This window comes from Corynebacterium sp. HMSC077G07 (genome assembly GCF_001809225.1).
Taxonomy (GTDB): Bacteria; Actinomycetota; Actinomycetes; order Mycobacteriales; family Mycobacteriaceae; genus Corynebacterium; species Corynebacterium jeikeium_D.
The window spans coordinates 44,355-58,508 of sequence record NZ_KV796519.1 but is presented as its reverse complement, the minus strand read 5'-3'; the positions used below and the strand labels follow the sequence as shown (position 1 = coordinate 58,508).

The 14,154-nt window shown below is 59.0% G+C and carries 13 protein-coding genes and 1 riboswitch; of the genes, 8 read left to right on the top strand and 5 right to left on the bottom strand.

Going from position 1 to position 14,154, the window contains the following annotated elements; translation table 11 throughout:
- Positions 1-393: 393 nt before the first annotated feature.
- From ftsE to HMPREF2562_RS01010, 4 genes are all read left to right on the top strand, one after another.
- Positions 394-1,083 (top strand): cell division ATP-binding protein FtsE, encoded by a 690-nt coding sequence (gene ftsE / locus HMPREF2562_RS01025; protein ID WP_016423233.1) that lies wholly within the window; start codon positions 394-396, stop codon positions 1,081-1,083.
- 48 nt (positions 1,084-1,131) lie between these two features.
- Positions 1,132-2,034, top strand: coding sequence for a permease-like cell division protein FtsX (gene ftsX / locus HMPREF2562_RS01020; RefSeq protein ID WP_016423232.1), 903 nt, complete (start codon positions 1,132-1,134; stop codon positions 2,032-2,034).
- Between the two features lie 83 nt (positions 2,035-2,117).
- Positions 2,118-3,023: a polyphosphate kinase 2 gene (gene ppk2 / locus HMPREF2562_RS01015; protein WP_049172194.1), complete on the top strand. Its 906-nt coding sequence runs from the start codon at positions 2,118-2,120 to the stop codon at positions 3,021-3,023.
- A 100-nt stretch (positions 3,024-3,123) separates the two neighbouring features.
- A complete protein-coding gene (locus HMPREF2562_RS01010) occupies positions 3,124-4,251 on the top strand; it encodes a 3-hydroxyisobutyryl-CoA hydrolase (RefSeq protein WP_049192840.1) in 1,128 nt (375 codons plus the stop codon).
- Between the two features lie 11 nt (positions 4,252-4,262).
- Here HMPREF2562_RS01010 and HMPREF2562_RS01005 read toward each other — a convergent pair whose 3' ends face one another.
- Both HMPREF2562_RS01005 and HMPREF2562_RS01000 read right to left on the bottom strand, forming a co-directional pair.
- Positions 4,263-5,219, bottom strand: coding sequence for a MinD/ParA family ATP-binding protein (locus HMPREF2562_RS01005; RefSeq protein WP_224433563.1), 957 nt, complete (start codon positions 5,217-5,219; stop codon positions 4,263-4,265).
- 51 nt (positions 5,220-5,270) lie between these two features.
- Entirely contained in the window at positions 5,271-6,065 is a 795-nt protein-coding gene (locus tag HMPREF2562_RS01000) for a YwiC-like family protein (protein ID WP_065421705.1), read from the bottom strand.
- A 109-nt stretch (positions 6,066-6,174) separates the two neighbouring features.
- Positions 6,175-6,344: riboswitch (FMN riboswitch) on the top strand.
- 10 nt (positions 6,345-6,354) lie between these two features.
- On the opposite strand from HMPREF2562_RS01000, the gene pnuC reads away from it, so the two are divergent.
- Together pnuC and HMPREF2562_RS00990 are read left to right on the top strand one after the other, a co-directional pair.
- On the top strand, positions 6,355-7,074 hold the full coding sequence (gene pnuC, locus HMPREF2562_RS00995) for a nicotinamide riboside transporter PnuC (RefSeq protein ID WP_049192843.1): 720 nt from the start codon (positions 6,355-6,357) through the stop codon (positions 7,072-7,074).
- 10 nt (positions 7,075-7,084) lie between these two features.
- Positions 7,085-7,744 carry a hypothetical protein gene (locus HMPREF2562_RS00990; protein WP_016423226.1) on the top strand — a complete coding sequence of 220 codons (660 nt, stop codon included), beginning with the start codon at positions 7,085-7,087 and terminating at the stop codon, positions 7,742-7,744.
- Here the strand turns inward: HMPREF2562_RS00990 and HMPREF2562_RS00985 are convergent.
- The 3 genes from HMPREF2562_RS00985 to HMPREF2562_RS00975 all read right to left on the bottom strand — a co-directional run bounded on the left by HMPREF2562_RS00985 (position 7,741) and on the right by HMPREF2562_RS00975 (position 12,104).
- Positions 7,741-9,441 (bottom strand): FUSC family protein, encoded by a 1,701-nt coding sequence (locus HMPREF2562_RS00985; protein ID WP_070429651.1) that lies wholly within the window; start codon positions 9,439-9,441, stop codon positions 7,741-7,743. The two genes, HMPREF2562_RS00990 and HMPREF2562_RS00985, sit on opposite strands and share 4 nt — an antisense overlap.
- Before the next feature lie 24 nt (positions 9,442-9,465).
- Complete coding sequence (locus HMPREF2562_RS00980) at positions 9,466-11,112, bottom strand: peptide chain release factor 3 (RefSeq protein ID WP_070429652.1); 1,647 nt, start codon at positions 11,110-11,112, stop codon at positions 9,466-9,468.
- A gap of 98 nt (positions 11,113-11,210) precedes the next feature.
- Positions 11,211-12,104 carry a Cof-type HAD-IIB family hydrolase gene (locus HMPREF2562_RS00975; protein WP_070429653.1) on the bottom strand — a complete coding sequence of 298 codons (894 nt, stop codon included), beginning with the start codon at positions 12,102-12,104 and terminating at the stop codon, positions 11,211-11,213.
- Positions 12,105-12,286: 182 nt separating this feature from the next.
- Between HMPREF2562_RS00975 and HMPREF2562_RS00970 the strand changes: the two genes are divergently transcribed.
- A complete protein-coding gene (locus HMPREF2562_RS00970) occupies positions 12,287-13,738 on the top strand; it encodes a glyceraldehyde-3-phosphate dehydrogenase (protein WP_016423222.1) in 1,452 nt (483 codons plus the stop codon).
- Positions 13,739-13,813: 75 nt separating this feature from the next.
- Positions 13,814-14,083 (top strand): hypothetical protein, encoded by a 270-nt coding sequence (locus HMPREF2562_RS00965; protein WP_088611626.1) that lies wholly within the window; start codon positions 13,814-13,816, stop codon positions 14,081-14,083.
- Positions 14,084-14,154 lie beyond the last annotated feature (71 nt).

The window sequence follows — 14,154 nt, the reverse complement described above, 5'->3', positions numbered from 1 at the left end:
ATATTTTCCCCGCTGGCCATTGTTGAATCCCCCTGAAAGATAAGGCCTGGACGTTGAAATGTTGGAATAGGGAAGAGGTAGGGAAAGTATTTTCGACTAGCTCTGAGTGTTAACTTTCCGAGCTTCAAGCAGCTCGGCGATGCTATTCGGTGTTTTTAATCCTCGTGTTTAATCTTTCATGGCTCATTGTAATCGAACAGGCAAGCGAATTAAAGGGGTATTTAAAGATTTTTGGGGAAAATAATTTCGAATGCCGCTATGGCGTGAGCTTTCGTGCAGTCGCGCGCTCTGGGGTAGCGTTCGACGCCGCCTGTTCCCGCAATCCCGTCACGGCGACCAATTCCACGCATTCCAGAGTGACTTGAGTGGCTTAAGTGATTAGAGTGTCTACTTATGATCACTTTCGACGGGGTTACCAAGTCCTACTCGACTTCTAGCCGACCAGCTCTCGACGACGTTTCAGTCCACATAGATAAAGGTGAGTTTGTCTTTCTCATTGGACCGTCGGGCTCTGGTAAGTCGACCTTCCTGCGCCTTATGGTGCGTGAAGAGAAAGTGGATTCAGGAAAACTGACGGTTGCAGACCAGGATCTAACCAAGATTTCTCGTCGCAACATCCCTAAATTGCGTCAAAAAGTGGGGTATGTCTTCCAGGACTTCCGCCTGCTGCCAAAGAAGACGGTGTACGAAAATGTCGCGTTCGCGTTGCAGGTAATTGGCAAGCCGAAGGCGAAAATCGACAAGGCAGTTCCGGAAACGCTCGAAATGGTCGGGCTCTCGGGCAAGGAAAACCGCTACCCGCACGAGTTGTCTGGTGGTGAGCAGCAGCGCGTCGCCATTGCTCGCGCCTTCGTCAACCGCCCGCTCATCTTGCTTGCCGACGAGCCCACCGGCAACCTCGACCCAAGCACCTCCGGTGACATCATGCTCCTGCTTGACCGCATCAATCGCATGGGCACGACCGTTATTGTGTCGACTCACGACAACGATGCCGTGGACTCCATGCGTCGCCGCGTGCTGGAGCTGGAGCTGGGGCGTCTCGTGCGTGACGACGCCACGGGTGTTTACGGCCTGAACAACTAGCAGACAGTCCATCGGTAGAAGAACTCATTCGAAAGGTATTACTGACCTATGAAGACTCGCTTTGTCCTCGGTGAGGCTTTCTCCTCCTTGGGCCGAAACATCACGATGACCATCGCGATGATTATTACGACTGCGGTGTCGTTGGCGCTGCTTGCGACGGGCATCCTGGTTACTGAGCAGACCAGCCGCACGAAGGATCTCTATCTCGATCGAGTAGAAGTGCAGATTGAGCTGAATGAACAAATCTCCGCCGAAGACCAAACTTGCTCCTCGCCGGAGTGCGCTGACGTCGTCGGCAAGCTTGAAGAGGCTGACGGCATTGATTCGGTGACCTTCCGAAATCGTCAGCAAAACTTTGACCACTTCGTGGAGATGTTCAAGGACAGTGACCCCGTGCTCGTGGAAAATGCGACGCCGGAGTCGCTGCCGGCTGTCGTGATGGTGCGTTTGAGCGATCCGACCGATGTCAGCCCGCTCGATCCGATTCGGGAGCTGCCACAGGTCGACCACGTTACTGACCAGCATGAAGAGATCGGTACTGCAGCTCAGAACTTGGATTCGGTGCGAAATGCGACCTTCCTGCTGGCTGCGGTGCAGGCCGTTGCCGCTGTGTTCCTGATTGCGAACATGGTGCAGATTGCGGCGTTCTCGCGTCGTAAGGAAGTTGAGATTATGCGCATGGTCGGTGCCAGCCGTTGGTTCACGCAGGCGCCGTTCGTCCTCGAGGCTGTGATTGCGTCGCTGATTGGTGGTGTGCTGGCCATTGGTGCGCTGTTCCTGGGCAAGGCGACGGTCATCGATCCGGCGCTGAGTAACCTGTACAAGGCACAGCTCCTGGCGCCGCTGACCAACGGCGATATCGGTGTGGTGGCGCCGATCGTGGTCGTTATTGGCATGGTCTTCGCTGGGCTTGTTGCGCAGGTCACGCTGCGTCTTTACTCACGCGACTAGGGTTGCAAAAAGGTTAGCTATTAGGCCCCGCGGTTAAACCCGGCGAATAGGGTCGTCGCGCCCTGCCGGGTAAACTGTGGACTATGAATAATGACGACGTCCAGCGCCCACCGAAGCTCGACAAGAAGGCTTATGAGGCCGAGCTTAAAAAGCTCCAGGCAGAGCTCGTCGAAATGCAGCAGTGGGTAGTAGAAACCGGTGCCCGAATTGTCATCGTGATGGAGGGGCGTGACGCTGCCGGCAAGGGGTCGGCCATTAAGCGCATCACGCAGTACCTGAACCCCCGTACCTGCCGTGTTGAGGCTCTGCCGGCCCCAACTAGCCGTGAGCAGGGTCAGTGGTACTTCCAGCGGTACGTCGAAAAGCTGCCGACTGCTGGTGAAATCGTGATTTTCGACCGCTCCTGGTACAACCGTGCCGGCGTTGAGCGGGTCATGGGCTTCTGCACCTCCCAGGAGTACCGTCGCTTCTTGCATCAGGCGCCGATTTTTGAGCGTCTGCTGGTCGAAGATGGCATTATCCTGCGTAAGTACTGGTTCTCTGTGTCGGACGAGGAGCAGGTTGCCCGCTTCAAGTCCCGCCGTGAGGATCCGCTGCGCCGCTGGAAGCTCTCGCCGATGGATTTGGAGTCCATCACCCGCTGGGAGGATTACTCCCGTGCAAAGGATGAGATGTTCATCCACACCGATATCCCGTCCGCACCGTGGTTCACGGTTGAGTCTGAGGATAAGAAGCGTTCGCGTATCAATGTCATCAACCACCTGTTGACGACCATTCCGTACGAGCGCATTCACCGCGATGTTCCGGAAATCCCGGAGCGTCCGGAGTCGGAGGGAAGCTACGAGCGTCCGCCGCGCACGGAGTTCCGCTATGTGCCGGACGTTGCCGCCAATCTCGAGGCTGACCGCGTAAAGGGCGCAGGCAAGTCCGATAAGAAGGGCAAGAAGCACAAGAAGGGCAAAAAGGACAAGAAGAGCAAGAAGAAGTAGCTCCTTAGTCTCAGTGAGGTTCTGGTCGTCAGAACCTTCGCAGCAGAACCTTCCCGTCAGAACCTTTCCCTGGTTAGTTATCTGTGTCACACTGGGTGACATGACTGCTACTGATAACGGTTCTGGCACTGCACGCACCGAGGTCGATGAGCCGAAGGTGCTGCGAGAAGTCCACGGGCGATCTGGTCACCTTCGGCTGAATAGGCCGAAGGCACTTAATTCGCTCGATTTGGATATGGTCACCGAGGTCGTCGAGGGGCTCCGCGCATGGCGTGACGACGACTCGGTGGACCACATTGTTGTTTCATCCGGTCACCCCAAGGCGTTTTGTGCCGGTGGTGATGTGCGCGCAGTTCGGCAGGCTGTGCTCGATGGCGTTCCGGAGCAGGGGGAGGAGTTTTTCCGGGATGAGTACGAGATGAACGCGATGATTGCGGAATTCGCGCAGTCCAAGCCATATATCGCGATTATTGATGGCATCGCTATGGGCGGTGGCCTTGGTGTTTCCATGCACGGCTCCCACCGAATCGTGACCGAGCGTGCCAGCGCTTCCATGCCAGAAATGGCAATCGGCTTTATTCCCGACGTTGGAATTACCCACTTTTCGCAGCATGTGAACACGCGGTTAGGAGGGCCCTCGTCGGCAATCGCGAGGTTTACCGGGCTGACCGGTTACCGCCTAACTGCGGCGGACATGCTGTGGTCTGGATGGGCGACACATGCGGTGCCATCCGCGCAGCTGGACGAGTTTGTTGCGGCTCTGGACCGCGATGGAATTGATTCGGCGCTCGCGGAGTATGCGCTCGATGTGGACTCAGCTGAGGCTCGTGATCTGCTCGGGGATCCGCAGTTGGCCGAGTGGAGCGACTGCATTGAGGCTTGCTTTGGGGCTGATACCTGGGCGGAGATTGAGCGAGCTCTCAACGAAGCCGCTGAGGCGGGCTCCTGTGCATCGTCAACAGTGGAGACTTTTCGCGACCTGCTGGCACCCGCCAACCCGGAAAGTCTCGTAGCGGCCGTGGAACTCTATGCGGCTAACTCGGCCCACGAGGTCACCTTGCAGGAGGCGCTAGACCGGGAAATGAGGCTTGGCGCTTACATGCGTCAGCACCCCAATTTTGCCGAAGGCGTGCGGGCAGTGTTGGTGGATAAGGACCGCGACGCCGCCTTTAAGCCCGCTACCGTGCAGGAAGTTGATGTCGAAGAGATTCGACAGCACCTTCGTTAGCTGGCTATGCGTTAGACAAAGCTGTGGCGGCCAGTCGTCGGCGCGAAATCATCGGCAATCATGGCCGCCAATTCGAGATAACTCTGGGTGGTGGCGGGCTGGAGATTGTCCAGCTCGATATTGGCACCATTCGCGATATGCGGATCGTAGGGGATGACCTGCACTGCACGGCAGCGCTGGGCAAATAACTCGTGCACGGTCTCTGTGGACAGTCCCTGTTTATTTAGCTCGTTGACCACCACGACAGTGGTAGAAACCAACCGTTCGAAGCCGTGCGCTGAAAGCCAGTCCAATGTCGTCCAGGCGCTTTTCACGCCGTCCAGTGCAGGCGTGGTGACCAGCACCAGACAATTGGCCGCAGACAGAATCGAAGCGGAGATGGGCTGCGTCAGGCCGGTACCGCAGTCAGTCAGGCTCACGTTGTAATGCCGTCGAAGGATGTCGAGGGCCGCGCAGTATTCGCCGTCGGAAAGCGCGATCGTCGATGTCGGATTTTGGTCGCTGCCGACAACCTCCAGCCGCGATGGCGTGTGCGATGTATATGTACGGACCTGCGCGTATTTGTCCGTATCCGGGGCTCGGAGCAGATCGCGAATAGATGCGGGATTGGCTGCGGTGACGCGTGCGCCGAGGGTGCCAAAGTCCGGATTCGCGTCGATCGCGACGATTCGGTCACTGCGCAGGCTTGCAAGCGTGGCGCCCAGGCACATGGTTGTCGACGTCTTGCCAACGCCGCCCTTCACGCTGATAACAGCGATGTTGTAGTCACCGTAGATAGGCTGTCGCACCCGCTCTATCAGCTCGCGTTGCTTGCGTGCCGACGATGATTCCCGCGGTGAAATTGCGCCCCAGGTGGCCTTATGAACCCAGCTGCGCCAGCCCGACTGTGGTGCCTGCCGCGAGTTCAGGCTAGCGGCCAAGTCTGAGACGGAAACTGCGTGATTGACTGCGTGTTTGGTGGAAGTCATAGACTTCATCCCCTCCCCAAAAATCCCCAAAGTATGTCCCCGCCGTCGTTTTTACCACGCAGCCAGAACGACGGCGACTCCAAAGAAGGCATCGAGAATTCCGACCTGTTTCGGAGTCCACGGCCGAGCGCGGCGAGCGCCGGAGATTGGCATGGCAAAAGACCTGATGAGAAGCCCAATTGCGACGATGGGCACACCGATGCTGATGAGGTTCCGGTCGTGGAGGAGGAGCCACCCGATGATGGCCACGGCGGTAATGAGAACGTGATACGTGACCGAGCCAATGAGCCACTGGCGGTTGCCGCGCTTGCGAATCATAGTTTTTACATAGGGCACGGTGCCGACGAAATATCCAGCGTAGATAGCCGCAATTGCCCAAGCTTTCGGGGTTGGTCCGGCGATGATAGGCACCATGAGGCTAGCGGCCAGAACGGTGGAGACACCAGAGAGAAGTGAGCGCGGTCGGCGGCGGTAGGTCTCCCAAATAGCGATAGCGGCAAGAGGGGCAATGAGGGCGACCCAGGTGAGGAGGGAAACGTCGGCAAGCAGTGTGATGCAGCCGGCGACGGCAGTGAGCGCGGTGTATGTGGCGGCGGGTGCGAGGTGGCGGCGTTGGCGACGAGAGCGGAGCCAGACGCTCACGGCGAAGAATGCGAAGTAGCCGAGCAGCCAGGTCGCGGTGACGGCAAGGCCTGTCCCTGTGGGGGTGAGGGCGAGAGCGGTCAGCGGGGGAATGGTGACCATGAACCAGGCGCCGTGCTGGTCCGGAACCCAGCCAGCGGAGCGCTTGTGATGGGAGCGGCGGGCGGGGCGGGGAGGACGTGGTTGGCGGGGCTTTTGGCTCATACTACGCATTGTAGATGCGTAATTATGTCGAGGCTGTATTAGAACCTCATATTGAAACCTCATTGAATAAAATGCACATGCGCGCAAGGCGACAGTGCTAACGTTGAACTCGCATTCTCAGGGCGAGGTGAAATTCCTCACCGGTGGTGATGCTGCGGCTGACGCAGACAAGTCCACGAGCGCCCTACCTGTGGCCAGAAGGGTCGTCAGGTAGGGGACAAGCAGATTTCGGTTGGAATCCGAAACCGACGGTCATAGTCCGGATGAAAGAGAAGGAGTTGAATAATTCGTGGAATACGTGTCGGATTTTTTGGTGGGTTTCCTCACTGCACAGCTCAGTGTGGCGGGAGCACCAATCTTGATTCGAGAAATTGTCGGTAACCTCTTTGGCCTGGCGTGTGCCTTCCTAGGTATGAAACGGAAGGTATGGGCTTGGCCGGTCGGCATTATCGGAAATGCCTTGCTGTTTACCGTCTTCCTCGGCGGAGTTTTCCACACGCCGCAAAATCTTGATCTCTATGGCCAGGCGGGGCGTCAGGTCATGTTTATCGTCGTCAGTCTCTACGGATGGTTCAGCTGGGTCAAGAGCCGCAATCAGAGCGGTGACGAGGTCGCAATTGAGCCTCGGTGGGCGACGGCATCGGAACGCATTGGGATGATTACCGTGGCTATCTTCGCCACTGTGATTTGTGCCAATATCTTTGAGATGCTGGGCTCGTGGGGGCCATGGGCCGATGCCTGGATTTTCGTCGGTTCGATGTTGGCGACCTGGGGTATGGCCCGCGGGTGGAACGAATTCTGGCTAATTTGGATTGCCGTTGATGCCGTGGGAGTGCCGTTGCTGCTCAAGGGTGGCTACTACCCGTCGGCGGCGCTGTACCTCTTCTACGGATGCTTCGTTATTTGGGGCTTTGTCTCCTGGGTTCGCCTCGAGCACCAGAGCGACAATGACCAGCAGAAGAGCTCCGCGACCGACCAAGTACCGGCTTTGGCAGCAGCCGAGCGGTAGGATAGTCCAGGTGAGCTTCCGACCAGATAACTCCCGTACCAACCGCGCCCATCAAGCCGAAGAGCGTGCCCGCAGTCTCGTGCAGGACGTCCTCGACCGCGAGGAGCGGGTACGCAACAATCTGGCCAGCGCTGATGTCGACCCGTGGACGATGCGTTTCGTCGTCGATGAGTCGATTTCTGAGGGCGCAATCATCACCTGGCGCAATGAGGCCACTCGTGCCCGCCGCATCATGCGCCGCTATGACATTCAGCGGGGCTACCGCGAGAAGTTGCGCGAAGTTGAAAAGCGCATCGATGCCATGTTGCACCTCGCGGAATCGCTGGAGGAGTCGTGGGACGCCGCGGCACACGCCTCGAAGAGGCTTTCCGACGCGGAGGCCCGCGATGTCGCAGCCTTTGAACGCGAGCGCGAGCGGCAAAATGACGCGGCAGAGACTAAGCGGCAGCGTGAGGAGAAGGTCCGCAAGTTCCGTCGGAAAGCGGAAAATATTGCTACCGACGCGTGGGACGCGGGCCGTGACGCGCTGGAGAAGCTGCCGCCGCTGTCGTCTTCGCTGAAGGACATCGCGGCTAAGTTCCGTTCGCGGGGCTCGGAGGAGGAACCGCGCGAGGTACGGCGGGCAACAGCCCGCGACCTGCGCAAGGAGCCCCCGCTGCCGGAGGACTAGCGCTCCTCAGCTTTAGCTGCCTGGACTACCTCAGCGAGCTTGGAAATCTCCTCGTGAGAGGGGCGGATATCCGGATGCGTGCGACAGTAGTCCAGCAACAAATAGCCAGCTGTGCGAATGCGACGATGCCCATCCCAGTGTGGAGTGGCGATTTCGGGGTCGTTGGTGGCCAAAGACGAGATGGCCTGGCGCTCACTGAGCAGCTCGTACTGGAGATCTCGACGAATATCGAGCGCCTGATTCGGAGTACCGGTTAGCAGCGCGCCGAGAAGAGCGCCCATCTGTCGATAGCAGCGCGGAATATGACGCAGGTAGTGCTTTTCAATGCTCTCGGTTGGCCAGAAGTGCAGGACAGCGAGAGCCAGCGCGCAGGCGATACCGACTTCCAAGACACGATCGGTCACAATCGGTGCGAGTTCGCCAGCGACGTTTCCGCCCAGCAGCAGCGCCAATGGAGTGGTGACGATTGTCGTCAGCGCATAGTTTTTCACCACGAGAACCTCCGCGCCGAATTGGCAGGCTGCAAGCGCGATAAGTAGCGTCCAGCTGTCCAGGCCAAAGGAAAAGAGCAGCGCATAGAGGAAAATGCCGATAATCGAGCCGACCATGCGGTGAATCCCTCGGATCGAACCAGCGGTGCGGTCGGGACCCCACTGCAGAGTCATCAATGCGCTGACCACCGCCCAGTCAGGCCGGTCGAGACCGACAAGCACGCTAATGAGACCAGCTAAGCCACCGGTAATAGCAACCTTTGCCGCAGTCATCGACGCATGGGAATAGCGATCGAAAGAGCGGAAGATCCGGTAACTCACGCTTGGTCGCGCGAGTGGAATGGTTGTCTGCGTCTCGTCGAAGAGGTTAGGCGTGTCCACGATGTCCACAGCGCTGCCGTGCACGCCCAAGCGTGTGCGGATAGCAATCAGACGCTGATGAGCAGCAATGACACGGTTGACCAGTTCCGTGTGGGAGGGCTTGACGATTTTGCTGCCACGGATGATGCCTGCGTCGGCAAGCGATTCCCATGCGTCGGTCAGTGCAGTTTGCGCCTGGTGATGAACGGCGAACGATGTCGAGTCTGACTTTTCCATCGCATCGATGGCTGATTCAAGGGATTCGACAGCTGCCATCTCGGGGCCGTGCGGATTCCACAGCCGCGGTGCCATTCCGATGACTATCGCGGAAAGCACACCAACGGTAGCCCACATGGCGGTTTCCACCGGGTTGAAGCCAAGGCGGGCGACCATTGTTGTGCCGCCGGAGACCATCACAATGAAGAATGAACCCGGCGGTGGCAGGCGCAGTGCGTTTTGAATAAAAGCGCCGATGGTGGCCAACGCCGTGGTAAAAAGTGCGATGAGCAGCAGCCATAGATTGCTGCCGCCGGAAGCGATCTCACTGTGGACCACTGATCCGACAAAACTGCCGGACATAACTCCGGCGATCAGGCATAGCCCGGCGATGGCCATCACGCGCAGACGACTGCGGTAGGGGTGGCCTTCGCCATAGATGACCACGCACCCACCAGCGGCGATAAGGAGCATTTCCGAGCCGTGTCCGGTGAGAAGTGCCACGGCACCCGGCAGGAATAGCGCGAGTGCTGCGCGGAGGGCGCCTGGCCATCTCTGTGCACGGGAGTGGAAGGCAGTAAAAAGTTGCCATGCACTTGGTTGTGGAGGAAGCTCAACCGTTTGGCTCAATGTTGGTGAAATCTCCTTAAAACTCTAGTCCGCGACCAGCGTCTCGAGCGTGAACTCCGGGTGCTCCTTCTCAATGAAGGACAGCTTCCACTTGTCGCCGAAGAGGGCGATGAGGGCGCCGTCGGAACGCGTGAAGATCTCCACGCCGCGCTGCTTTGCCAGCTCAGTCGCGGTCTCTTCGTCCGTGCGGCGGGCGACGGAGTAGGGGATGGGCTCGGCGATGGTCTCGACGTTGTACTCGTTTTCCATGCGTGCCATCATGACCTCGAACTGCATCGGGCCGACCGCGGCCATCACCGGGGCGGCATCGCCGCGGGCATCGTTGCGCAGAATCTGCACCACGCCCTCGGCATCGAGCTGATCGACAGCTTTGCGGAACTGCTTGTACTTGCCCAGGCTCTTGGCGCGCAGAGTGCGGAAGTGCTCGGGCGCGAACTGCGGCATCGGCTTGAATTGAACCTTGCGGCCCTCGTAGATCGTGTCACCCGGCGCCAGTGAACCCGCATTGACCAGGCCGACAATGTCGCCCGGGTAAGCCGTCTCCACGGTCGAACGTGTCCGGCCGAAAACGGTCAAAGCATACTTTGTGGAGAAACTACGTCCCGACTGCGCATGCGTGACCTGCATGCCGCGGTCAAACTCGCCAGAGACAACGCGCATGAATGCCAGCTTGTCGCGGTGGTGCGTATCCATACCCGCCTGCACCTTGAACACGACGCCCGAAAAATCATCCGTCGGCTCGCGCTTTTCGACGATAGCCCCCTGGCCGCCAGCCGCCGCAGCGGCAACGGCAGCCGGGTCGGACTCGCGGGCACCAGGTGCCGGAGCCAGCTCGCAGAGAGTGTCCAGGATCTGGTGGACACCCCAGTTCAGCATGGCGGAGGCGAAAATCACCGGAGAGGTATCGCCAGCGAGGTACATCTCCTGGTCGTGGTCAGCGCTATCGGCGGAGAGCAGCTCGGACTCCTCGGCTGCCGTCTCCCAGGCGTCGCCCTGCTCTGCGGCGGCCTCATCTGGGGTGAGGTGACGCTCAGCGGCAATAGTGGCGCCACCGGCAGTGCGCTCGAAGCCGATGAACTGCTTGGCTTCGCCGTCCTCACCACGCTCCAGCAGACCGCGGAAGTCGCCGGCCTCACCAACTGGCCAGTACAGCGGAGTCGGTTGCAGTCCAATCTCCGCGACAATCTCATCCATCAATTCCAGGGGAGCCTTACCCGGGCGGTCCCACTTGTTGATGACGGTGACGATGGGAATTCCGTTGGACTTACAAACCCGGAACAGCTTCAACGTCTGAGGCTCGAGACCCTTGGCACCGTCGACAAGCATGACAGCGGCGTCGACAGCGGTGAGCACACGGTAGGTGTCCTCGGAGAAATCAGCGTGACCAGGCGTATCGACGAGATTGATCATGTACGGCTCGCCGTCGTGCCCCTCTGGCTGGTACTCGAACTGCAGCGCGGAAGAGGCAATCGAGATGCCGCGATCCTTCTCCATGTCCATCCAGTCGGACACAGTCGACTTACGGCCGGCCTTGCCGTGGACAGCACCGGCCTCGTTAATGACATGAGCATGCAGCGCCAGCGCCTCGGTGAGCGTGGACTTACCGGCATCCGGGTGTGCGATGACGGCGAATGTGCGGCGGCGTGCGGCTTCTTCGGCGAGAGTGGTCACAGGGAAACTACGCTTTCCTTAAAAAGAAAATCGGAATAAGGGAATCGGGTTCAACCTTTCTAACTTACCGCTCCAGTGGGGTAAGGGGTCAATTGCAGTTAGAGGTTGAACAGCTCGCGCAGCGTCGTGATGACGCCTTCCTCCGCGTTCGACGGTGCGATGTCGGTGGCGCGGCGTTTGATTTCCGGGTGACCGTTGGACATGGCAAACGAACGGCCTGCGTGGTCGATGAGCTCGAGATCATTCAGGTAGTCAACGAAGCAGACAGTTTCGGCAGGAGAGATACCTAGGGCCTCCTGCAGGGCGGCGAGTGCCGTGCCCTTGTTGGTGTTGGCGTCGATGAGGTCGACCCAATGTGCACCGGAGACTACCGCGCGCAGGTGCGGGCTCTGGGAACGCAAGTAATCGGCGGATTCGTCTTCGACGGAGTAAGGATCAAAGGCGGCAATTTTGACGATGCCGTCCTCGGCGGCGGCGGCGATGACATCATCGACCTTCTGCAGCTTCAAATAGTACTTGGCGGCCTCGTTGAATTGCAGCTGCTGAACTTCCTCCGGAATATTGAAATGCGGCGGGAAAAACTCCACGTATGCGCTGGCAGCGCCGCAGATGATAACCGATAGAGGAGTGCGCCCCGCTGCCACGCGGTTGTCGTTGAACTGGCGGATCGCGTGTACCAACTGGGTGACGATGTCGTGGTCGATACTGGTAACCGAGACCACCTCGCCCGCATCCGCGACATAGTTGCCGTTTTCCGCAATGATTGGGATGCGGTGTGCAATGGGGGCGAACTGGTCGGCCAGAGTGGCGTACTGGCGGCCCGATGCGGGAGCGAAGTGGACACCGCGGTCGAGCAGTTCGGTGACTACCGGCCAAAAGGAATCCGGGATTTCCTTGTCTTCATTTAATAGAGTCCCGTCCATATCCGTGACTACAAGGCGGTATGGCGGCTGGGCGGGAGATTGCTGCTGGATATCCAGGGGTTCCGTCATGGCTTTAATTCTAACGGGTAAGTAGGGTTCACTTTTCTTCCTCAGGTCGCCTCCCAGCGTCTCCCCCGATTGGGTGAAAGCTGGGCCACAATACGGGGTACCCAGTTGAGGGCGATAGCCGGTGAATAGCGTGTGCGGGGTATTTTGAGGGGAACTCATATTCATTTAAGCCAGGAGGATTTATGTCGGATTCGGCCCCCATCAAGCGCAATGACTGGAATGAGCGCATCAGCCTTGCAGAGCAGATGATCCCCCTCCTGGGGCAACTGCGTCGCAACAACGATGTCGTGACTTCAATCTTCGGCCGCCGACTGGAAAACGTTACCGAGACCGGCATCATTAAGTCGCACCGCTACGCCCGTCGCATCACCTCGCAGGAGCTGCCCTTGAGCCAGACCCTGCCGATCCTGCAGGAACTGGTGAAGATGGATCTCGGCACCGCCTCCATCGACCTGGGTGCCCTGGCTACCAGCTTCGAAGAGGAAGGCGGCGAGCTGCGCGCATTCCTCGAGCGTGAGCTTGCTGACGTCATCGGTGCCGGGACACAAACTCCGAAGACCGACATTGTCCTCTACGGTTTCGGCCGCATCGGCCGCCTGCTGGCTCGCATTCTGCTGGCTCGCGAGGCACTGTTCAACGGCCCGCGCTTGCGCGCAATTGTGGTTCGCCAGAATGGTGAGGACGACATCGTCAAGCGTGCTTCGCTGCTGCGCCGTGACTCCGTCCACGGTGCATTCGACGGCACCATCTCGGTTGACCGCGAAAACAACATTATTTGGGCAAATGGCACCCCGATTCAGGTCATTTACTCCAATGACCCGGCAACTGTTGACTACACCGCCTACGACATTAACGATGCGATTGTCATTGACAACACCGGTCGTTGGCGCGACCGCGAGGGACTGTCGCAGCACCTTCAGTCCAAGGGTGTTTCCAAGGTTCTTCTTACCGCGCCGGGCAAGGGCGATGTGAAGAACATCGTCTACGGAATCAACCACAACATCATCGAGGAATCTGACAACATTTTGTCGGCAGCCTCGTGTACTACCAACGGCATCACCCCGGTGCTGAAGGTCGTCAATGACAAGTGGGGTGTCGAGTTCGGTCACGTCGAGACTGTTCACTCCTTCACCAACGACCAGAACTTGATCGACAACTTCCACAAGGGTTCTCGCCGTGGCCGCGCAGCCACCCTGAACATGGTTCTCACCGAGACCGGTGCCGCAAAGGCCGTCGCCAAGGCTCTGCCGGAGTTCGAGGGCAAGCTGACCGGTAACGCCATCCGCGTTCCCACCCCGGACGTTTCCATGGCGGTGCTGAACCTGACCCTGGACACTGAGGTCGACCGCGACGAGGTCAACAACTACCTGCGTGAGGTTTCCCTCAAGTCCGTCCTGCGCCAGCAGATTGACTACATCCACTCCCCAGAAGTGGTTTCCACCGACTTCGTCGGCTCCACCCATGCTGGCATCGTCGATGGTCTGGCTACCATCGCCAACGGTAAGCACCTGGTGCTCTACGTCTGGTACGACAACGAGTTCGGTTACTCCAACCAGGTCATCCGCATTGCTGAGGAGATCGCAGGCGCTCGTCCTCGCGTCTACCCGAAGCGCAAGCACATCGACGAGCTGTAAGTCGGCGGTCCTGGGCTTGAGCTGTTGAGCCCTCGAACGCCCTCTTCCCCCTCCTAAACCACGGGGGTTGAGGCGATGGGGAGGGCTTCGAGGCGCTCGTCGACGTGCCGGACGGGGGGCGGAGAGATTTTCCTGTCCATCGACGACGACCTGGATTCCGCGTATGAGCCGTTCGAGTTGGTGAGGATTGTGAACCTGCCGGAACTGGGCGACGAGGATCTGGTTTTCGGCCTCCAGTTCCGGGCCTCCGGCGACATCGAGCACCGGCGGGGGATGAAGATCCGGGAAAGTGATTTCGGGATCGTCGAATACGGCTCGGCGGAAGTGGCCCTGTTCGGCGTCTAGGTGACGGCCGCCACTCGGTCCCGATCCGCGTGGGGCCCTATGTGGATTGTCAATAGTCAGGCGGGACTTTC

Excerpts from the sequence above, each read along its gene's own strand:
- ftsE (WP_016423233.1), top strand. The coding sequence starts at position 394 with ATGATCACTTTCGACGGGGTTACCAAGTCCTACTCGACTTCTAGCCGA.
- ftsX (WP_016423232.1), top strand. The coding sequence starts at position 1,132 with ATGAAGACTCGCTTTGTCCTCGGTGAGGCTTTCTCCTCCTTGGGCCGA.
- ppk2 (WP_049172194.1), top strand. The coding sequence starts at position 2,118 with ATGAATAATGACGACGTCCAGCGCCCACCGAAGCTCGACAAGAAGGCT.
- HMPREF2562_RS01010 (WP_049192840.1), top strand. The coding sequence starts at position 3,124 with ATGACTGCTACTGATAACGGTTCTGGCACTGCACGCACCGAGGTCGAT.
- HMPREF2562_RS01005 (WP_224433563.1), bottom strand. The coding sequence starts at position 5,219 with ATGACTTCCACCAAACACGCAGTCAATCACGCAGTTTCCGTCTCAGAC.
- HMPREF2562_RS01000 (WP_065421705.1), bottom strand. The coding sequence starts at position 6,065 with ATGAGCCAAAAGCCCCGCCAACCACGTCCTCCCCGCCCCGCCCGCCGC.
- HMPREF2562_RS00975 (WP_070429653.1), bottom strand. The coding sequence starts at position 12,104 with ATGACGGAACCCCTGGATATCCAGCAGCAATCTCCCGCCCAGCCGCCA.
- HMPREF2562_RS00970 (WP_016423222.1), top strand. The coding sequence starts at position 12,287 with ATGTCGGATTCGGCCCCCATCAAGCGCAATGACTGGAATGAGCGCATC.
- HMPREF2562_RS00965 (WP_088611626.1), top strand. The coding sequence starts at position 13,814 with ATGGGGAGGGCTTCGAGGCGCTCGTCGACGTGCCGGACGGGGGGCGGA.